Below are 20267 nucleotides of genomic sequence, written 5' to 3' on the forward strand. Positions count from 1 at the left end.
CGGGAGGAAGCGTGCGACTTCTGACAACATTGTTGTTATCGCTGGCGGTGCTTGTCACCGCCGGGTGTGGCTGGCATCTGCGTAGTACTACGCAGGTTCCACCCTCAATGAAAACCATGATCCTGAACTCTGGCGATCCGAACGGCCCGTTAAGCCGCGCGGTGCGTAATCAGCTGCGTCTGAACGGCGTTACGCTGCTTGAAGACGGCACCATGCGTAAAGATGTGACGTCCTTACGTCTGGGTGCGGTCAGCCTTTCGCAAGATACGGCATCGGTATTCCAGAACGGTCAAACGGCTGAATACCAGATGGTGATGTCCGTAAGTGCTACTGTGCTGATTCCAGGTCATGATATTTACCCAATCAGCGCCAAAGTTTATCGTTCGTTCTTTGACAACCCACAGGCTGCACTGGCGAAGGATAACGAGCAGGACATGATCATAAAAGAGATGTATGACAAAGCGGCTGAACAGTTGATTCGTAAGCTGCCAAGCGTACATCTGGCCGATACTCAGTCATCCAATGCTGATGCTGAGCCTGCGGAGAATAAAACCGTAGCGCCTGCGTCATCTCCGGCGCGTGTCTCCACCACGCTGGGTAACTGATGCTCAAGTTGTACCCTGAACAACTCCGCGCACAGCTCAATGAAGGGCTGCGCGCGGCGTATTTACTCTTGGGCAACGATCCCCTCTTATTGCAGGAAAGCCAGGATGCCATCCGTCAGGCTGCCGCAACACAAGGATTCGAAGAACACCACGCCTTCACTCTGGACAACAGCACCGACTGGGGAGAGATTTTTTCACTCTGCCAGGCGATGAGCCTGTTTGCCAGCCGTCAAACCCTGCTTCTGCAATTGCCTGAAAATGGCCCTAATGCCGCCATTAATGAACAGCTCGCGTCACTCGTCACTCTGTTACATGACGATCTGCTGCTGATAGTTCGCGGCAACAAACTCACCAGGGCACAGGAAAACGCCGCATGGTATACCAAACTTGCCAATAATGCGGTGCAGGTAAGCTGCCAGACGCCGGAACAAGCACAGCTTCCTCGTTGGGTTGCCGCCAGGGCGAAACTTAACAACCTGCAACTGGATGACGCGGCCAATCAGCTTTTGTGCTATTGCTATGAAGGTAATTTGTTAGCACTGGCGCAAGCGCTGGAACGATTAGCGTTGCTTTGGCCTGACGGCAAACTAACGCTGCCTCGCGTAGAGAAAGCGGTTAACGATGCCGCGCACTTTACCCCATTCCACTGGGTAGACGCGCTGCTGATGGGCAAAAGCAAACGCGCGCTGCACATTCTGCAGCAGCTACGCCTGGAAGGTAGCGAGCCGGTTATTTTGCTGCGTACGATCCAGCGTGAGTTGCTGTTGCTGGTTAACTTAAAACGGCAGTCGGCCCATACGCCTTTGCGCACGTTGTTTGATAAACACCGGGTGTGGCAAAATCGCCGGGGCATGATGGGAGATGCGCTAAACCGGCTGAACCCGGCGCAACTGCGTCAGGCTGTTACGCTTTTAACGCGTACGGAAATTACGCTTAAACAAGACTATGGTCAGTCAGTGTGGGCGGAACTTGAGGGGCTTTCCCTTTTGCTCTGTCATAAATCGCTGGCCGATGTTTTTATTGATGGTTGATATGAAATCATTGCAGGCTCTGTTCGGTGGCACCTTTGATCCGGTGCATTACGGTCATCTTAAACCGGTTGAAATTCTGGCGAATCTGATTGGCCTTTCCCGGGTCATCATCATGCCCAATAACGTGCCGCCACATCGTGCGCAGCCCGAAGCGTCCGGTGAGCAACGTAAGCGTATGGTTGAACTGGCCATTGCTGATAAACCGCTGTTTTCCCTGGATGAACGCGAGCTGAAACGCGATACCGCCTCCTACACCGCGCAAACGCTAAAAGAGTGGCGCGAGGAGCAAGGCCCGAACGTGCCATTAGCGTTTATCATTGGTCAGGATTCGCTGCTTACCTTCCCTTCCTGGCATGACTACCACACGATTCTGGGTAATACCCACCTCATCGTGTGCCGACGTCCGGGCTATCCACTCGAAATGGCGCAGGAAAAACACCAGCAATGGCTGGAGGATCATCTGACCCATTCAGCAGATGACCTGCACAACCTGCCTTGCGGGAAAATTTACCTGGCCGAAACGCCGTGGTTTAACATCTCCGCCACGCTCATCCGTGAGCGCCTGGAAAAGGGCGAGCCGTGCGACGACCTGATGCCAGACGCGGTGCTTGACTATATCAATCAACAGGGACTGTACCGCTAAGCGCCTTGCGTAAGGCCGTCAGCAGGCGGTTATTCTCTTCCTGGCTGCGAACGGCTACCCGATAATAGCGCGCATCCAGCCCCGGATAATTGGCGCAACTGCGAATCAAGACATGCTGTTTCAGCAACGCAAGTTGCAGATCAATATCCGCACGATCGCAGCGTAATAAACGATAATTTGCCCGGCCGGGATACGCCGTCAGGCCGGGCAGATCTTGCAGTTGTTGATCAAACCGCTCCCCCTCTTGTTCCAGCCATTTCCACGTCGCCCGCTGATATGCGCTATCGCGTAAGATAATCTCGCCTGCCAGGGCAGCAAACGCATTAATTGACCACGGCATTTGTTGGCTGCGCATCTGTGCAACGGCCTGTTCGTTACTGTTGACCAGATACCCCAGACGCAGTCCCGGGATCGCATAGAACTTGGTGAGCGAACGCAGCACCCAAATATGCGGGTTCTCGTGCAGTAACGGGATAAATCCCGACTCCCCGGCAATAAAATCGATAAACGCTTCATCAAGGATCAGGGCGATCCCCAGCGACTCGCAACGCGTGGCAATTTCACGCAGCAGGCGGGTTTCGGGCAACAACCCGGTGGGATTATTGGGCGTACAGAGAAACAGGCAGTCCAGCTCAGGCGTTAACGCATCGAGGATCGCATCGGTAAGCTGCCAGCCATCGTCTTCGCACAGCGCAAACTCATGGATCGTACACTCTCCCCATTGCAGCGCCCGACGATATTCCGCAAACCCGGGCGTCACGATCATCGCGTGGCGTGGCTTCAGGCCATGCACCAGGGTAAAAATGGATTCGGTTTCACCGTTCCCGGCCAGGATCCACGAGGACGGAATTTGATGATGCTCCGCCAGCGCGGCATGCAGTTGCGCGTAATCGACATCCGGGTAACGCTCCGTGCAGTCCAGATTGTCGATAATCGCCCGTTTTAAACTTACTGGCATACCCAGCGGGTTAATATTCGCGCTAAAATCCAGCAACTGCTCAGGCAAGATGCCCAACAATTCGGCGGCTTCTCGGGTGTTACCGCCATGTGCGCTCTTCAATAAAGACATCGTGCCGCTCCACGTAAAAAAGGGTATTTTAGTGAAAAATCACTGCGCAATCAGGGCAAACATCATATTTTGTGCGAATAGCCTCACGAGGAAAACATGAGACTCTGGTTAGTACGTCATGGCGAAACCGAAGCCAATGTCGCTGGTTTATATAGCGGCCATGCCCCCACACCGCTAACGGAACGGGGGATCGCTCAGGCACAAACGCTGGGTACGCTGTTACGCAATGTCCCTGTCGACAACGTTCTGTGCAGCGAACTGGAACGCGCCCACCATACAACGCAGTTGATTCTGGCGGAACGCGAAGTTCCTGTGCGCAACATGCCTGAGCTTAATGAGATGTTTTTTGGTGACTGGGAAATGCGTCACCATCGCGATCTGGCGCGCGAAGACGCCGAAAATTACGCCGTGTGGTGTAACGACTGGCAGAATGCGACGCCCACCAATGGCGAAGGTTTTCAGGCGTTTTCCCAGCGAGTGGAACGTTTCATTGCCCAGCTTGCTGATTATAAAGCGTGCCAAAATCTGCTGGTGGTGAGTCATCAAGGCGTGCTGAGCGTGTTGATCGCCCGTCTGCTGTCCATGCCCGCTGCGGCAATGTGGCATTTCCGCGTCGAACAAGGCTGCTGGAGCGCAATTGATTTTTGTGACGATTTTGCGGTTCTGAAAGTGCTTAACAGCCGGGCCGTATGGCGCGACGGGGAGTGAAAGCGCTGTTTTTTATGCCGAAGAGCCTCTCTCCCATTGACACCCCATGACAGGCTGTTATTCTCCGCAGCCTGACTTTTCCCGCCCTTCAGAGCTTTGCAGAAATTGTTTTACAAAAATGGCGATGCATTCTGTGGCGTGGGGTGGGATGATAGCGCACTTCACAAGCGCATTCGGAGACATTTGTCCCGATATCGCCTCTGGTTCAGGTATACTAACAGACGTTTTTAACTCTTTTCACCCAGGGGGAACACTTGCAGGGTAAAGCACTCCAGGATTTTGTAATCGACAAAATTGATGACCTGAAAGGTCAAGACATCATCGCCTTAGACGTTCAGGGCAAATCCAGCATCACTGATTGCATGATTATCTGCACCGGTACATCCAGCCGTCACGTTATGTCTATTGCAGACCACGTGGTCCAGGAGTCCCGCACTGCTGGCCTGCTGCCGCTCGGCGTGGAAGGCGAGAATGTCGCTGACTGGATCGTCGTTGACCTCGGCGATGTGATTGTCCACGTGATGCAGGAAGAGAGTCGTCGCCTGTATGAACTGGAAAAACTCTGGAGTTAATGCGTGAAGCTGCAACTTGTCGCTGTGGGTACGAAAATGCCTGACTGGGTACAAACCGGATTTACCGAGTATCTCCGTCGGTTTCCGAAAGATATGCCCTTTGAGCTGATCGAAATCCCGGCAGGAAAGCGCGGCAAGAACGCGGACATTAAACGCATTCTCGACAAAGAGGGTGAGCAGATGCTGGCTGCCGCAGGCAAAAACCGCATCGTCACCCTTGATATCCCGGGTAAACCCTGGGACACGCCGCAGCTGGCGACCGAACTGGAGCGCTGGAAACTGGACGGTCGTGACGTCAGTCTGTTAATTGGCGGGCCGGAAGGTCTCTCTCCTGCCTGTAAAGCCGCAGCGGAACAAAGCTGGTCACTCTCTGCATTAACCCTTCCACACCCTCTTGTTCGGGTTCTGGTTGCGGAGAGTCTGTACAGGGCGTGGAGCATTACCACCAACCATCCTTATCACCGTGAGTGATCATTGATTCTTGAGTAGATTAAGCAGCGGATGAAACTACAGAATTCTTTTCGCGACTATTCGGCTGAGTCCGCGCTGTTTGTGCGCCGGGCGCTGGTCGCTTTTTTGGGGATTTTGCTGCTAACCGGCGTGCTGATCGCCAACCTTTATAATCTGCAAATCGTTCGCTTCACTGATTATCAGACCCGTTCGAACGAAAACCGCATCAAACTGGTGCCTATCGCGCCGAGTCGCGGCATCATTTATGACCGCAACGGAATTCCTCTCGCCCTTAACCGCACCATTTATCAGATAGAAATGATGCCGGAAAAGGTAGACAACATTCAGGATACCCTCGACGCGCTGCGTAACGTCGTAGACCTGACGGACGACGATATTGCCGCCTTTAAAAAAGAGCGCGCCCGTTCACACCGTTTCACCTCTATTCCGGTAAAAACCAACCTGACTGAAGTTCAGGTCGCACGCTTTGCCGTGAATCAATATCGCTTTCCTGGGGTCGAAGTTAAAGGCTATAAACGCCGCTATTACCCATACGGCTCTGCGCTGACCCACGTAATTGGCTACGTATCGAAGATCAACGATAAAGACGTAGACCGCCTGGACAAAGACGGTAAACTGGCTAACTACGCGGCAACGCATGACATCGGCAAGCTGGGTATTGAACGCTATTATGAGGACGTGCTTCACGGCCAAACCGGGTATGAAGAAGTTGAAGTGAACAACCGCGGCCGCGTCATTCGCCAGTTGAAAGAAGTGGCGCCGCAGGCCGGGCACGATATCTATCTCACCCTTGATTTGAAACTCCAGCAGTATATTGAAACGCTGCTGGCGGGCAGTCGTGCCGCCGTGGTAGTTACCGACCCGCGTACCGGTGGCGTTCTGGCGCTGGTATCTATGCCGAGCTACGACCCGAATCTGTTCGTGGATGGTATCTCCAGTAAAGATTATTCCGGGTTGCTCAATGACCCGAACACCCCCTTGGTTAACCGCGCCACACAGGGTGTTTACCCCCCTGCTTCGACGGTTAAACCTTACGTTGCCGTTTCTGCGTTAAGCGCAGGCGTCATCACCCGCAATACCGGCCTGTTCGATCCGGGCTGGTGGCAGCTACCGGGCTCTGAAAAACGTTACCGCGACTGGAAAAAGTGGGGGCACGGCCATCTGAATATCACCCGCTCTCTGGAAGAGTCCGCGGATACGTTTTTCTATCAAATCGCCTATGATATGGGGATTGACCGGCTTTCAGAGTGGATGAGCAAATTTGGCTACGGCAAATATACGGGCATCGATCTTGCCGAAGAACGCTCTGGCAATATGCCAACCCGCGAGTGGAAGCAAAAACGGTTTAAAAAGCCATGGTATCAGGGTGATACCATTCCCGTCGGCATCGGCCAGGGTTACTGGACAGCAACCCCAATCCAGATGAGTAAAGCGCTGATGATCCTTATCAACGACGGTTTGATAAAAGTCCCGCATCTGTTGATGAGCACGGCAGAAAACGGCAAGCAGGTGCCGTGGGTACAGCCGCACGAACCGCCCGTTGGCGATATTCATTCTGGTTACTGGGAAATCGCGAAAGACGGTATGTACGGTGTTGCGAACCGCCCTAACGGAACTGCGCATAAGTATTTTGCTGGCGCGCCTTACAAAATTGCGGCGAAATCCGGTACCGCGCAGGTCTTTGGCCTGAAAGCTAATGAAACCTATAACGCACATAAGATCGCCGAGCGTTTACGTGACCACAAGCTGATGACGGCCTTCGCCCCCTATGATAAACCCCAGGTCGCTGTCGCCATGATCCTTGAAAACGGCGGTGCGGGTCCGGCGGTGGGTACCATTATGCGCCAGATCCTTGACCATATTATGTTGGGCGACAACAACACCAATCTGCCTGCGGAAAACCCAGCGGTTGCAGCAGCGGAGGACCAATAATCGTGACGGATAATCCGAACAAAAAAACATTCTGGGACAAAATCCACATCGATCCCACAATGTTGCTTATTTTGCTGGCTCTGCTGGTTTACAGCTCACTGGTCATCTGGAGCGCCAGCGGCCAGGATATTGGCATGATGGAGCGCAAAGTCGGCCAGATCGCAATGGGCCTGGTCATCATGGTAGTGATGGCGCAAATTCCCCCCCGGGTGTATGAGGGCTGGGCGCCCTATCTCTATATCTTTTGCATCATTCTGTTGGTGGCGGTAGACGCCTTCGGCGCCATTTCCAAAGGTGCGCAGCGCTGGCTGGATTTGGGTATCGTGCGTTTTCAGCCTTCTGAAATTGCCAAAATCGCCGTGCCGCTGATGGTTGCGCGCTTTATTAACCGTGACGTTTGCCCACCATCGCTAAAAAATACCGCCATTGCGCTGGTGCTGATTTTTATGCCCACGCTGCTGGTCGCCGCCCAACCTGACCTCGGCACTTCAATTCTGGTCGCTCTTTCCGGTCTGTTTGTCTTGTTCCTTTCTGGTTTGAGCTGGCGCTTAATCGGCGTTGCGGTGGTTCTGGTCGCGGCGTTTATCCCGATACTGTGGTTCTTCCTGATGCATGATTACCAGCGTCAGCGCGTCATGATGCTGCTCGACCCGGAAACCGATCCGCTGGGCGCGGGTTATCACATAATTCAGTCTAAAATTGCTATTGGCTCCGGCGGGTTACGCGGCAAAGGCTGGCTGCATGGTACACAATCGCAGCTTGAGTTTTTACCCGAACGCCACACCGACTTTATCTTTGCTGTCTTAGCGGAAGAGCTGGGTCTGGTGGGGATCTTGATTCTGTTGACGCTCTACATTTTGCTGATTATGCGCGGATTATGGATCGCTGCCCGCGCGCAAACCACCTTTGGTCGCGTCATGGCGGGTGGCTTAATGTTGATATTATTCGTTTATGTCTTCGTAAATATTGGTATGGTGAGCGGTATTCTGCCCGTGGTTGGGGTTCCACTCCCACTGGTCAGTTACGGAGGCTCGGCACTTATCGTGCTGATGGCCGGGTTCGGGATTGTTATGTCGATCCACACCCATAGAAAAATGTTGTCGAAAAGCGTGTAAGGGGTACGCAATGCGTAAGCAGTGGCTTGGTATCTGCATCGCAGCAGGAATGCTCGCGGCGTGTTCGAGTGATGATGGTCAGCAACAGGTTGCTGTCGCGCCGCAGCCTGCGGTGTGTAATGGTCCGATTGTTGAAATCAGCGGGGCCGATCCGCGCTTTGACCCCCTGAACCCAACGGCGAATCAGGACTACCAGCGTGATGGTAAAAGCTACAAAATCGTGCAGGATCCCTCCCGCTTTAGCCAGGCCGGACTTGCCGCTATCTATGATGCGGAACCAGGAAGCAACTTAACCGCGTCTGGCGAAGCGTTCGACCCGATGCAGCTGACCGCTGCGCATCCGACGCTGCCTGTCCCCAGCTATGCCAGAATTACCAATCTGGCGAACGGCAGGATGATCGTCGTGCGCATTAACGATCGCGGGCCTTATGGCAACGATCGCGTGATTTCACTTTCGCGCGCCGCAGCCGATCGTCTGAACACCTCCAACAACACTAAAGTGCGTATCGACCCAATCATCGTCGCCCAGGATGGTTCATTGTCCGGACCGGGTATGGCTTGTACCACGGTCGCGAAACAAACTTATGCCTTGCCTGCGCGTCCTGATTTAAGCGGTGGCGGCAATATGGGAAGCATGCCTTCGCCATCGGATGCAGGTCAGCCGCAAGGCGATATTCGTCCGATCAGTAATTCCACGCTGAAAAGCGATGATCCAACCGGTGCGCCAGTAAACAGCAGTGGATTCCTCGGTGCGCCAACCACGCTCGCATCAGGCGTGCTGGAAAGCAGCGAGCCGACTCCGGCGCCGCAATCGACAACCACCGCACCGGTCACGTCAACCGCGCCGGCAGCAACCCCAGCAGCCGTCACAGCTCCTGCGCCTGCGGCAACCGCCAACGGACGCTATGTGGTTCAGGTTGGCGCAGTCAGCGAGCAGTCGCGCGCGCAGCAGTATCAAAAGCGTTTAAGCCAGCAGTTTGGCGTTCCTGGCCGGGTGGTACAAAACGGCGCAGTCTGGCGTATCCAGATGGGGCCGTTTGCCAGCAAAGCTGAAGCCTCCACATTGCAGCAGCGTCTTCAATCCGAGGCGCAATTACAGTCCTTCATCACCGGCGTGTAATAACGTAAATCAGGTATCTGAACTGTCAGTTTCTGTAAATGACATTAACAAAGTCACGCGGAAAGTCAGATGCCTGCCAGTTATGCATTTGCTATAGTAGGGCACTTTTTTTAATTTCATCACGGACGTCGTAGTTCAGACCATGAAGACCACTTTTTCCGCTCGTTTCGTGCAGCGTATGGCGCTCACCGCGGCTCTCTGCGCAGCCTCTCTCTCTGCTGCTCATGCCGATGACCTGAATATTAAAACCATGATCCCGGGTGTTCCGCAGATCGATGCGGAGTCGTATATCCTGATTGATTACAATTCAGGTAAAGTTCTGGCAGAACAGAACGCAGACACTCGCCGCGACCCCGCCAGTCTGACCAAAATGATGACCAGCTACGTCATCGGCCAGGCGATGAAAGCCGGGAAATTCAAAGAAACCGATCTGGTCACCGTCGGCAATGACGCATGGGCTACGGGCAACCCGGTCTTCAAAGGTTCATCGCTGATGTTCCTCAAGCCAGGCATGCAGGTTCCTGTTTCTCAGCTGATCCGTGGTATTAACCTGCAATCCGGAAACGACGCGTGCGTGGCGATGGCAGACTTCGCAGCCGGTAGCCAGGATGCTTTCGTCGGCCTGATGAACAGCTATGTGAATGCGCTGGGCCTGAAAAACACCCACTTCCAGACCGTTCATGGTCTCGATGCTGACGGTCAGTACAGCTCGGCTCGCGACATGGCGATGATTGGTCAGGCTCTGATTCGTGACGTGCCTAACGAATACTCTATCTATAAAGAAAAAGAGTTCACTTTTAACGGCATTCGTCAGTTAAACCGCAACGGCCTGCTGTGGGATAACAGCCTGAATGTCGACGGTATCAAAACCGGTCACACCGATAAGGCTGGCTATAACCTCGTTGCATCCGCAACCGAAGGCCAGATGCGTCTGATCTCCGCCGTTATGGGTGGTCGCACCTATAAAGGCCGAGAAACCGAAAGTAAAAAACTGCTGACCTGGGGCTTCCGTTTCTTTGAAACCGTGAACCCGTTGAAAGTGGGTAAAGAATTTGCCTCAGAACCCGCCTGGTTTGGTAACACCGATCGTGCGTCGTTAGGCGTTGATAAAGATGTCTACCTGACCATTCCGCGCGGCCGCATGAAAGACCTGAAAGCCAGCTATGTGTTGAACACCACTGAACTGCACGCCCCGCTGCAGAAAAACCAGGTTGTCGGCACTATCAACTTCCAGTTGGATGGCAAAACCATTGAACAGCGCCCGCTGGTGGTGCTGCAGGAAATCCCTGAAGGCAACTTCTTTGGGAAAATCATTGATTACATTAAATTAATGTTCCATCACTGGTTTGGCTAAAAATCGAACACTTGAAAGTGTGATTTACGTCCCCATATACTAGGTATCCAGATAACTCCCACGCGCAGTGGGAGTTATTATTTTTTGATGTAACGCCGGAGCTGACATGAAAACCAAACTTAACGAACTGCTTGAATTCCCTACTCCATTTACTTACAAAGTAATGGGGCAGGCGTTGCCTGAGCTGGTTGATCAGGTGGTTGAAGTGGTACAGCGCCATGCGCCAGGTGATTACTCTCCGACGGTAAAACCGAGCAGCAAAGGCAACTACCACTCGGTCTCAATCACCATCACTGCTACACACATTGAGCAGGTTGAAACGTTGTACGAAGAATTAGGCAATATCGATATCGTACGCATGGTGCTGTAAAAACCTGTCGGTTACCCGCTGCATCCCCGCTCGGGTAACCCCTCCCCCCTGTGATATACTTTTCCCCTCTTTAACATTCTCTACGGAGATGCCGTTTTGTATCAGGATAAAATTCTGGTCCGCCAGCTCGGTCTTCAACCTTACGAGCCAGTCTCTCTGGCCATGCATGAATTTACCGATACCCGTGATGAAAACAGTCATGATGAAATCTGGCTGGTAGAGCATTATCCTGTCTTCACCCAGGGTCAGGCAGGTAAAGCTGAGCACGTATTGATGCCGGGAGATATTCCGGTGATCCAGAGCGATCGTGGCGGTCAGGTGACCTACCACGGACCAGGCCAACAGGTTATGTATGTGCTGTTGAACCTGAAGCGTCGTAAACTTGGCGTGCGCGAACTGGTTACGCTGCTGGAGCAAACCGTCGTGAATACCCTTGCGGAAATCGGCATTGACGCCCACCCGCGAGCCGATGCGCCTGGCGTATATGTGGGTGAGAAGAAAATCTGTTCTTTGGGATTACGTATCCGTAAAGGATGTTCATTTCACGGCTTAGCGCTCAACGTGGATATGGACTTGTCACCTTTCCTGCGAATCAATCCTTGCGGTTATGCCGGAATGAAGATGGCGAAAGTATCGCAGTGGGATAGCACAGCCACGACCGAGAGCATTCGCCCCCGCCTGCTGGCCAACATCTTCGCGCTGTTGGGTAACCCACCGCACGAGTACATTGCGGGCTGAAAATACGGTCATACTTTGCCACGGCATATGTTGTGGCAAATGGCACAAAACAACAACTATTTTACATTTTGCCAGCCTGTCAGGCTGCTTTCTGGCCCGTTTCAATGATATACTGCGTATCACTAATTCAAAAATAGTTGATAAATGCAACATTCCCTTGAATTGAAACGCTTTCCTTCGTAATTCGCAACTGGAACACGCAAGCTATGAGTAAACCCATTGTGATGGAACGCGGTGTTAAATACCGCGATGCCGATAAGATGGCTCTTATCCCGGTAAAAAATGTGGCAACAGAGCGTGAAGCCCTGCTGCGTAAACCGGAATGGATGAAAATAAAACTGCCAGCGGACTCCACTCGCATCCAGGGCATCAAAGCGGCAATGCGCAAAAATGGCCTGCACTCTGTCTGCGAAGAAGCTTCCTGCCCTAACCTGGCTGAATGTTTCAATCACGGAACAGCAACCTTTATGATCCTCGGCGCAATCTGTACTCGCCGTTGCCCATTCTGTGACGTTGCCCATGGCCGTCCGGTTGCTCCTGACGCCAACGAGCCGTTAAAACTGGCTCAGACAATTGCGGACATGGCGCTGCGCTATGTCGTGATTACCTCCGTTGACCGCGACGATCTGCGTGACGGCGGCGCTCAGCACTTTGCTGACTGCATCACCGCGATTCGTGAGAAAAGTCCGTCGATTAAAATCGAAACGCTGGTGCCTGACTTCCGTGGTCGTATGGATCGCGCGCTGGATATCCTCACAGCCACGCCGCCGGACGTGTTTAACCACAACCTCGAAAACGTACCGCGTATTTATCGTAATGTACGCCCTGGGGCTGACTACAACTGGTCGCTGAAGCTTCTGGAACGCTTCAAGGAAGCGCACCCGGAGATTCCGACCAAATCGGGTCTGATGGTGGGTCTGGGTGAAACTAATGCTGAAATCATTGAGGTCATGCGCGACCTGCGCAGCCATGGCGTGACCATGCTGACGCTGGGGCAGTATTTACAGCCAAGCCGCCATCACCTCCCGGTTCAACGCTATGTAAGCCCGGATGAGTTCGATGAGATGAAAGCAGAAGCCATGGCTATGGGCTTTACCCACGCTGCTTGCGGTCCATTCGTGCGCTCTTCATACCATGCTGACATGCAGGCCAAAGGGCTGGAAGTGAAGTAATCGTGTAATACTCACTTACATATCAGCAATAAAAAACCGGCAAATCGCCGGTTTTTTTTCATGCAGAGTTTGCAGAATTACTCTTTATGAGAAAGCTTCTCAGCCTGAACGCTACCATCAGCCTCTTTCTTGGCATCGGCATTATCGTCGTTCATTGCTTTCTTGAAGCCCTTGATTGCCGTCCCCAGGTCTCCACCCAGAGTACGTAACTTCTTGGTACCAAACAGCAGAACAACCAGTGCGGCAACCACCAGCAGTTTGGTAATACTAATCTCACCCATAGATACCTTCTTGACTTAAACCAGGCTACATAAAGCGCCATATTAACCTGAGAATATTAACGGCCTTTCGACGCGCGCACACAATAGCAATCTGTAACAAGGTGAATCAAGCCTTGTTTAAAAAAACGTCATAATAATTGCGGTGGCGCAAAGCGTCGGTTACTTAACACCGGAAGTTGTGCCCTGACCTGCCTGACCCGCTCGGCGGAAACCTCGGCCATAATGAGCGCGGGTGTTTCAGCCGCCGCCGCAATAGTCACGCCAAAGGGATCGATGACCCGGCTTTGGCCGATATTCTTGTTGCCGCATTCTCCGGCCGCAACCAGATAACACGTGGCATCCAGCGCTCTTGCCGCCAAAAGCGTGGCCCAATGATGCTCTTTTAACGATCCCCGCACCCAAGCCGCAGGTAAAACGAGAATCTCAGCCCCCTGCAACGCGAGCGCCAGCGCCAGCTCAGGGAAGCGCAGGTCATAGCAGGTCATTAGTCCTACTTTTAATCCGCCTACGTCCAGCAGCGGCGCTATGGCGTCCCCTGCATCGACATTACGTGACTCCTGAATCGAAAAGGCGTCATAGAGATGTAATTTAGCGTAATGGGCCACTACCCGACCAGCCCGTAGCGCCACCAGCATGTTAAATGCCCGGCCTGGCACAGAGGGAACATGAATCGTCAGGATTGTCGTCATCTCATTTTGTGCGCTTTCTCGCAACAAACGCGTCAGAAACCCACCTTCCAAAAGCTGAGCTGATTTCACTGACAGGTCAGGGTCTAAATCGTCACGCGCCAGCAATGCCTCCGGTAATACCAGTAGCGACGCCCCCTCTCCTGCAGCCTGAGACATCAGTAAGGCGCAGGTTTCTGCATTTTTTTCCCATGAAGGTCCCACGGCAAATTGCCCTGCTGCAACGAACATATTCCCTCCAGAAAACTTTGTTAAGCTCGCCAACAACAATTATTCAGCGTTACACTCACCCTCTATACAATCAAATAGCAGGATTACGCAGTGTTACAACTCCTTTTAGCGGTTTTTATCGGTGGTGGCACAGGTAGCGTAGCAAGATGGATGTTGAGTATGCGGTTTAACCCGCTGCATCAGGCCATTCCATTCGGTACGCTGGCTGCAAACTTACTTGGCGCATTTATCATTGGTATGGGTCTGGCATGGTTTAATCGCATGACAAATATTGACCCAATGTGGAAGGTGCTGATTACTACTGGCTTTTGCGGGGGACTGACAACGTTTTCCACTTTCTCTGCTGAGGTAGTGTTTTTACTGCAGGAAGGACGCTTTGGTTGGGCTATGGTGAATGTACTGGTTAATCTGTTGGGATCATTCGCGATGACCGCCCTGGCATTCTGGTTGGTATCTGCTTCTCCCGCACATTGAAGCGAAAAAAACCCGCAATTAAGCGGGTTTTGAATGCTTGCTGTCGTATGCTTACAGAGCGATTACGTTTGCAGCAGAAGGGCCTTTGGCACCGTTAGTGATTTCGAACTCTACACGCTGACCTTCAGCCAGAGTTTTAAAACCATTGGTCTGGATTGCAGAGAAGTGTACGAACACATCTTTGCTGCCATCTTCCGGAGTAATGAAACCGAATCCTTTGGACTCATTAAACCACTTAACGTTACCTTTAATCTTAGACATCAAAATTACCTTTACATGAAAAATAGACACAAATGCTGTGTCGGGTATCAGTACAACAATTGTGGTGCACTTTGTCCAGTCGAACTTTATCAAAAAGTGATAAATGTCGCGTTATTTTTCAGTTAAACTTACTATCACTATGTTTTTAAAAGATTTTTCAATAAACCACCTGACAATACAGGTAGTCCATCAAAACTGGAACCGCATCCACGCAAAGTAGACGTTGCCGTTATTATACGTTCCAGGAATGTAGGTCATCTGAAACGTTGCCGGACCATAACCAATTGATGCCAGAGGTAACAGCACCGGTACCGGAATGTAGTTCCAGTTATCACGCGCGGTGAAACCGGCGGTAAAGCCGAGACCTGTATGGAAGTTTTCATCAGCCAGCGGTCGCCAGGTTTTTTCCCAGCCATAGCCGCCAATGGGTTCCCATTTATTGTAGGAATCCTTAAACGCCATGATATAAAGTCCGTGCCAGTTACCTTTATCATCCCAACGGGATTGACCAAATCCTGCACCCCACGGCCGTTCATTGTAGCGATCCGTTTTTTCTTTATCGTAGGCAAAACGCGCATGCCAGGTAATAGCAGGTACATACAGATCATAATGTTCCGGCTGCTGCCAGGTTTCACTGACATTATCTTTAAAAGTAGCAAACCAGCCTTTATCTTCAGCAGCAGCCTGGGAAGTGAAAGCTAACTGAATAAAAGTAAATGAAAAAATGAGAAAATATCGTTTAGCGAAAATCACAACTTAATTACCATCCTGGGATTTATTATTAATTTTAGCAAACCCAACCTTAATGTCAGCTTAACAAAAATGCGCAAATAAAAAATCAGAATATTCCTCAGCCTATAAGTTATCCCTTTATTTACTGAGCCATTTCATAGGAACTATTTTCTCTTTATTGCCAATAAATTGTGCTTTCCTGCGGCAAGAGTTAAATAACATTACAACAAATTAACAATAAATTATCAATAACACCACAAAACACACACACCAACGCTGCGCTTCACAGTTTTTTATTGTGATATTCTTTTTTTAATCGCGATGCTGAAAAAACGGCTTAGCCATCGCTTGAATCCGTATTTTTATTGATTTCAATCAGCAAGAGTTATCGGTTTATTAGGCACATTCTGTCACCACTTTTTACTTTTTTTAGTTTTTTAACTTTCTGGGCAGCAATGCGACAGGGGAAACAATGTTGACATTTATTGAACTCCTTATTGGGGTTGTGGTTATTGTGGGTGTAGCGCGCTACATCATTAAAGGTTATTCCGCGACAGGCGTACTGTTTGTCGGCGGTCTGGTTTTGCTGATTATCAGTGCGTTGATGGGCCATAAAGTTTTGCCGTCTAGCGCAGCAACGACGGGCTATACGGCAACAGACATTGTTGAATATATTAAAATTTTGCTGATGAGCCGTGGCGGCGATCTCGGCATGATGATTATGATGCTGTGTGGTTTTGCCGCCTACATGACGCATATTGGCGCGAATGATATGGTGGTTAAGCTGGCCTCTAAGCCGCTGCAGTATATCAATTCACCTTATCTGCTTATGATTGCCGCCTATTTTGTCGCCTGCCTGATGTCCCTGGCGGTCTCTTCAGCAACCGGTCTGGGCGTATTGCTGATGGCGACATTGTTCCCGATCATGGTTAACGTTGGGATTAGCCGTGGCGCCGCAGCGGCCATTTGCGCCTCCCCAGCCGCTATTATTCTTTCGCCAACATCCGGTGATGTAGTGCTGGCTGCAAAAGCCGCGGAAATGCCGCTGATCGATTTCGCGTTTAAAACCACGCTGCCAATTTCCATTGCCGCCATCATTGCTATGGCGATTGCCCACTTTTTCTGGCAGCGTTATCTGGATAAAAAAGAGAACATTTCTCATGAAATGTTAGATGTGGCTGAAATTACCACTACCGCCCCGTCGTTTTACGCCATCTTGCCATTTACCCCGATCGTTGGCGTCCTGATTTTCGATGGGAAATGGGGCCCACAGCTTCATATCATTACGATTCTGGTGCTGTGCATGCTCATCGCTGCTGTACTGGAGTTCGTACGAGGATTCAACACCCAGAAGGTTTTCTCGGGTCTGGAAGTCGCCTACCGTGGTATGGCGGATGCCTTTGCTAACGTGGTGATGCTGTTAGTCGCGGCGGGCGTTTTTGCCCAGGGTCTGAGCACAATCGGCTTTATTCAGAGTCTGATTTCTATCGCCACCTCGTTTGGCTCCGCGAGCATTATTCTGATGCTGGTACTGGTGATCCTGACTATGCTGGCGGCAATGACCACGGGGTCCGGTAACGCACCGTTCTATGCCTTCGTTGAGATGATCCCGAAACTGGCGCACTCTTCTGGTATTAACCCGGCTTACCTGGCTATCCCGATGCTGCAGGCATCAAACCTTGGACGCACAATCTCTCCGGTCTCCGGTGTGGTTGTCGCTGTCGCAGGGATGGCAAAGATCTCTCCGTTCGAAGTAGTGAAACGTACCTCGGTTCCGGTTCTGGTTGGACTGCTGGTTGTGATTATCGCAACTGAAGTGATGGTGCCGGCGACGTCCGCCCTGATTGGCGGTTAACGATAACTGTCAGTATCTGACCTTGATACGCAAAATCATTTAAGCTGCATCAAGGCGGCAAGTGAAGACATCCCCAGTACCATAGATAATTATGTGACTGGGGTTTCTTCACGCAGCCCACAAAGAGGCAGCTTCAAGGATGACGTGAATTAGCCGCCGTGATAAATACGCTGCGGCCTCCCCACCTTACCGTGAATAATCTCCGCAATAATCAAATGACGGCTGGCACAGTACTCCAGGTAGCGCCTGGAGGTGGTACGGCTGATAGTGAGCGCCTGGGCGATCGTTTCCGCAGTATGATGTACCGTCGGATCGGCAAATAATTTCAACACCGCATTCAGCGTTAACGCATCAATTCCGGTCGGCAAATCGCCTTTCGGTTCGCCGCGCGCATAAGCATTAAACATTTCATCAATCTGCTTTTGACTGGCGCTGTCATTACCGGCCAACATGCGTCTGCGCTGTTGATAACGCGTCAGCGTCTGTCCCAGGCGCTCGTAGGCAATGGGTTTGACCAGATAATCAAACGCGCCGCTGCGCACGGCCTCGGAGACCGTTTCCATGTCGCTGGCCGCCGTGGTAAACACCACGCCCCCCGGATAACGCGTCTGGGTTAGCTCATGCAACAACGTAATTCCCTTGCCGTCCGGCAAGTAGTTATCGAGCAGAATCAAACCGGGCTTAAAACGCTCAATCATCATCCTCGCTTGCGCAAGATTACCCGCCAGCCAAATCTGGCTGAAGCCGGGTATATGGCGGATATATTCAGCATGCATTTCCGCCAGTAGCGTTTCATCCTCAACGATCAATAGCGTTAATGGTTCCGTCATTATTTTTTTTCACTTTCGGAAGAAATAAAGAAAATAAGGTGCCGCAGGGGGAGTTATCTTCGAGTGTAATCACCCCGTTACAGCGCCTCACATAACTTGCAATCAGATACAAACCGATGCCATGTTCACCTGGTTCATCGGTACGGGTGCTCACACCCTGTTCAAATATTTTTTCACGCAATGCTTCCGGTACACCGCATCCCTGATCGGCAACTTCGATGATCACGTCATCCCCTTCATCGCTCAAATAGAGTTCGACGATCTTGTTGCCTTGCTGGGTGCGCAAGCTCGCTTCAAATGCATTATCAAGCAGATTGCCAACAATTGCTGCAAACTCTGTGCTATCCAGCCCCTCAGGGAGTTGATGCAGTTGACTGCCAGGAACGATAGTCATAGTGAGGCCCAGTTCACGTGCACGCTGCACCTTGCCAAACAACAGACCGGCTACCTGACGATCGGCAAACGCGCCACGCAGGCTGTCAATCAGTTGCTGTTGCGCCTGCGACTCCCCCTGCACCATTGCCAGCACCCGGTCATACTCTTTCATTTGCAGCAGGCCATTAATGGTCGACATCCAGTTAAGGTGTTCATGACGCAGCGTTCTCAGGCTCTCTACATACTGTTTGATCTGCGTTAATTGCGCATTAAGAGTAGCAATTTCATCTTTACTACGAAAACTGATGATTGCCCCAAGCAGTTCATCGCCGGAGCGAATCGCCTCACGGTTAGCGATAACGCTCAGGCCATTAAAGTTCACCATCGCGTCCTGTCGTTTTTCCGCAATCTGCTGGGTGAAAAAGTCAGTCGGCTGAACCACCTCACTAACCGGTTTTCCAAGCCACTTTCGTCCAGGCGAAGACAGTCCCAGCATTTTCCTCGCGCTGCGGTTTATTGCGGTGATATACCCATCAGGGTCCACGGCGATCAAACCTTCATATACCGAGCTGAATAGCGCTTCCTGCTGACGCACTACCCGCGCAATTTGCTTAGGCTCCATCCCCAACATCTGCCGGCGAATATGGGCGGCAAATAACCAGGAGAGCAGCATAAGTACCAGCAACAGCAGGATAAACACCCCTGCCATTGGGAGTAAAAAGTCCGATCGCCAGCTATCGATTTTACTGATCAGATAGCCAATTGAGACCACGCCAATGATTTTGCCATCGTCATCAAAGATGGGCGTTTTGGCACGCATCGCCATCCCAATCGACCCTTTGCCGGTAATAAAGTAACTTTCCCCTCTTTCCAGCGCGCCGGGTTTGGTGAACTGCATCGGGTAGCCAATTTTTTCCGGATTTGGGTGGTAAAGGCGGACAGAATTGGTATCCCCGATAACCACATAGTCGAAGTCAGTCCCGCTCTGCAGTTTGTCGGCAATGGTCGCCAGACGCTTGTAATCACGATGCTTCACCGCCGCGATGATACTGTCGTTAGAGGCGATGATTTTGGCCTGGTTCATCGCCATATCGCGGACATGCGTTGCCAGATAATCTTCAAAACTGGCGGTAAAGTATTGTGCTAACGCGGCGATAATAAAAACAGAAACGACCAAAATAAGCAGAAAGATACGCAATGGAAACGCCAGACTACGAAAAAAAGGAAACCGTGTTTTATTTTTCTGCTCTGCCATATTTCTTCCTCAGCGACGATACCCGAAACTTATTTCTCATTGTAGTTGTAATAAAAATGTTTTATTTGCAAGTTGCGGTATAAAACAGGATCGTTGCAGATTCCCCACCTTAAATCAATTAAACAAATTAAAACCACACGCTATTTTGGAGTTAAATTAATTAAAAAACTTAAAACCATAAAACACATTAAAACCTTCTAACTTATTGTGAAATAAATCAAAAATTACCTCCAAAATACTCCTTACGATGTATGCAGCAGGGAAAAAAAGAAATACTCCGTAATAAAAAACATTCCCTTCAATTGCAAACAAGAAGTTATCAGGTTGCTAAACAGAGCAACAAAAACAGAAACCCAGTAACAAATATAGCATCGGGGCTCTATTCAC

General features: G+C 51.2%; 22 protein-coding genes. 15 read left to right on the plus strand and 7 right to left on the minus strand.

Features of this window, described 5'->3' with window-relative positions:
* Positions 1 to 11 precede the first annotated feature (11 nt).
* Genes lptE through nadD form a run of 3 tightly spaced genes read left to right on the plus strand, consistent with a single transcriptional unit; the run spans position 12 to position 2279 of the window.
* The gene (gene lptE / locus ABIE10_RS08055) at positions 12 to 605 is read left to right on the plus strand and encodes an LPS assembly lipoprotein LptE (protein ID WP_204551558.1); all 594 of its coding nucleotides are present in this window, start codon (positions 12 to 14) and stop codon (positions 603 to 605) included.
* Positions 605 to 1636: a DNA polymerase III subunit delta gene (holA, locus tag ABIE10_RS08060; RefSeq protein ID WP_047501748.1), complete on the plus strand. Its 1032-nt coding sequence runs from the start codon at positions 605 to 607 to the stop codon at positions 1634 to 1636. The genes lptE and holA overlap by 1 nt, the downstream gene beginning before the upstream one ends.
* Position 1637: 1 nt before the next feature.
* Positions 1638 to 2279, plus strand: a complete 642-nt coding sequence (gene nadD, locus ABIE10_RS08065) for a nicotinate-nucleotide adenylyltransferase (RefSeq protein WP_087121840.1) — start codon at positions 1638 to 1640, stop codon at positions 2277 to 2279.
* On the opposite strand, the gene cobD is transcribed toward nadD, so the two are convergent.
* A complete protein-coding gene (cobD, locus tag ABIE10_RS08070; protein WP_046274590.1) occupies positions 2254 to 3348 on the minus strand; it encodes a threonine-phosphate decarboxylase CobD in 1095 nt (364 codons plus the stop codon). The genes nadD and cobD overlap by 26 nt on opposite strands.
* 96 nt (positions 3349 to 3444) lie before the next feature.
* On the opposite strand from cobD, the gene ABIE10_RS08075 reads away from it, so the two are divergent.
* The 10 genes from ABIE10_RS08075 (at position 3445) to lipA (ending at position 12900) form a co-directional block, all read left to right on the plus strand.
* Positions 3445 to 4056 carry an adenosylcobalamin/alpha-ribazole phosphatase gene (locus ABIE10_RS08075; protein WP_200051410.1) on the plus strand — a complete coding sequence of 204 codons (612 nt, stop codon included), beginning with the start codon at positions 3445 to 3447 and terminating at the stop codon, positions 4054 to 4056.
* 254 nt (positions 4057 to 4310) lie between these two features.
* Positions 4311 to 4628: a ribosome silencing factor gene (rsfS, locus tag ABIE10_RS08080; protein WP_003022728.1), complete on the plus strand. Its 318-nt coding sequence runs from the start codon at positions 4311 to 4313 to the stop codon at positions 4626 to 4628.
* A 3-nt stretch (positions 4629 to 4631) separates the two neighbouring features.
* The gene (rlmH, locus tag ABIE10_RS08085) at positions 4632 to 5099 is read left to right on the plus strand and encodes a 23S rRNA (pseudouridine(1915)-N(3))-methyltransferase RlmH (protein ID WP_003022725.1); all 468 of its coding nucleotides are present in this window, start codon (positions 4632 to 4634) and stop codon (positions 5097 to 5099) included.
* Between the two features lie 30 nt (positions 5100 to 5129).
* A complete protein-coding gene (gene mrdA, locus ABIE10_RS08090) occupies positions 5130 to 7031 on the plus strand; it encodes a peptidoglycan DD-transpeptidase MrdA (RefSeq protein WP_016152233.1) in 1902 nt (633 codons plus the stop codon).
* 2 nt (positions 7032 to 7033) lie between these two features.
* Positions 7034 to 8146, plus strand: a complete 1113-nt coding sequence (gene mrdB, locus ABIE10_RS08095) for a peptidoglycan glycosyltransferase MrdB (protein ID WP_006685529.1) — start codon at positions 7034 to 7036, stop codon at positions 8144 to 8146.
* A gap of 10 nt (positions 8147 to 8156) precedes the next feature.
* A complete protein-coding gene (gene rlpA, locus ABIE10_RS08100) occupies positions 8157 to 9266 on the plus strand; it encodes an endolytic peptidoglycan transglycosylase RlpA (protein ID WP_429155238.1) in 1110 nt (369 codons plus the stop codon).
* 142 nt (positions 9267 to 9408) lie between these two features.
* Positions 9409 to 10620, plus strand: coding sequence for a D-alanyl-D-alanine carboxypeptidase DacA (dacA, locus tag ABIE10_RS08105; RefSeq protein WP_003022711.1), 1212 nt, complete (start codon positions 9409 to 9411; stop codon positions 10618 to 10620).
* A 106-nt stretch (positions 10621 to 10726) separates the two neighbouring features.
* Entirely contained in the window at positions 10727 to 10990 is a 264-nt protein-coding gene (ybeD, locus tag ABIE10_RS08110) for a DUF493 family protein YbeD (protein ID WP_003022706.1), read from the plus strand.
* A gap of 96 nt (positions 10991 to 11086) precedes the next feature.
* The gene (lipB, locus tag ABIE10_RS08115; RefSeq protein ID WP_259686020.1) at positions 11087 to 11728 is read left to right on the plus strand and encodes a lipoyl(octanoyl) transferase LipB; all 642 of its coding nucleotides are present in this window, start codon (positions 11087 to 11089) and stop codon (positions 11726 to 11728) included.
* A 206-nt stretch (positions 11729 to 11934) separates the two neighbouring features.
* Positions 11935 to 12900 (plus strand): lipoyl synthase, encoded by a 966-nt coding sequence (gene lipA / locus ABIE10_RS08120; protein ID WP_003022702.1) that lies wholly within the window; start codon positions 11935 to 11937, stop codon positions 12898 to 12900.
* A gap of 77 nt (positions 12901 to 12977) precedes the next feature.
* On the opposite strand, the gene tatE is transcribed toward lipA, so the two are convergent.
* Together tatE and ABIE10_RS08130 are read right to left on the minus strand one after the other, a co-directional pair.
* Positions 12978 to 13181, minus strand: coding sequence for a twin-arginine translocase subunit TatE (gene tatE / locus ABIE10_RS08125; RefSeq protein ID WP_016152230.1), 204 nt, complete (start codon positions 13179 to 13181; stop codon positions 12978 to 12980).
* Between the two features lie 128 nt (positions 13182 to 13309).
* The gene (locus ABIE10_RS08130; RefSeq protein ID WP_049282443.1) at positions 13310 to 14098 is read right to left on the minus strand and encodes a deaminated glutathione amidase; all 789 of its coding nucleotides are present in this window, start codon (positions 14096 to 14098) and stop codon (positions 13310 to 13312) included.
* A 90-nt stretch (positions 14099 to 14188) separates the two neighbouring features.
* On the opposite strand from ABIE10_RS08130, the gene crcB reads away from it, so the two are divergent.
* Complete coding sequence (gene crcB / locus ABIE10_RS08135; RefSeq protein ID WP_003831281.1) at positions 14189 to 14572, plus strand: fluoride efflux transporter CrcB; 384 nt, start codon at positions 14189 to 14191, stop codon at positions 14570 to 14572.
* 51 nt (positions 14573 to 14623) lie between these two features.
* On the opposite strand, the gene cspE is transcribed toward crcB, so the two are convergent.
* Together cspE and pagP are read right to left on the minus strand one after the other, a co-directional pair.
* Positions 14624 to 14833: a transcription antiterminator/RNA stability regulator CspE gene (gene cspE / locus ABIE10_RS08140; protein ID WP_000034825.1), complete on the minus strand. Its 210-nt coding sequence runs from the start codon at positions 14831 to 14833 to the stop codon at positions 14624 to 14626.
* A gap of 189 nt (positions 14834 to 15022) precedes the next feature.
* Entirely contained in the window at positions 15023 to 15586 is a 564-nt protein-coding gene (gene pagP / locus ABIE10_RS08145) for a lipid IV(A) palmitoyltransferase PagP (RefSeq protein WP_210590548.1), read from the minus strand.
* Positions 15587 to 16037: 451 nt separating this feature from the next.
* Between pagP and dcuC the strand changes: the two genes are divergently transcribed.
* On the plus strand, positions 16038 to 17420 hold the full coding sequence (gene dcuC / locus ABIE10_RS08150; protein ID WP_047501759.1) for an anaerobic C4-dicarboxylate transporter DcuC: 1383 nt from the start codon (positions 16038 to 16040) through the stop codon (positions 17418 to 17420).
* Between the two features lie 149 nt (positions 17421 to 17569).
* Here dcuC and dpiA read toward each other — a convergent pair whose 3' ends face one another.
* Positions 17570 to 18250: a two-component response regulator DpiA gene (gene dpiA, locus ABIE10_RS08155; RefSeq protein ID WP_016152226.1), complete on the minus strand. Its 681-nt coding sequence runs from the start codon at positions 18248 to 18250 to the stop codon at positions 17570 to 17572.
* Entirely contained in the window at positions 18219 to 19880 is a 1662-nt protein-coding gene (gene dpiB, locus ABIE10_RS08160; RefSeq protein WP_046274583.1) for a sensor histidine kinase DpiB, read from the minus strand. Before dpiB ends, dpiA begins: the two co-directional genes overlap by 32 nt.
* Positions 19881 to 20267: the final 387 nt, after the last annotated feature.

The organism is Citrobacter sp. 506 (assembly GCF_050434985.1).
GTDB lineage: Bacteria > Pseudomonadota > Gammaproteobacteria > Enterobacterales > Enterobacteriaceae > Citrobacter > Citrobacter braakii.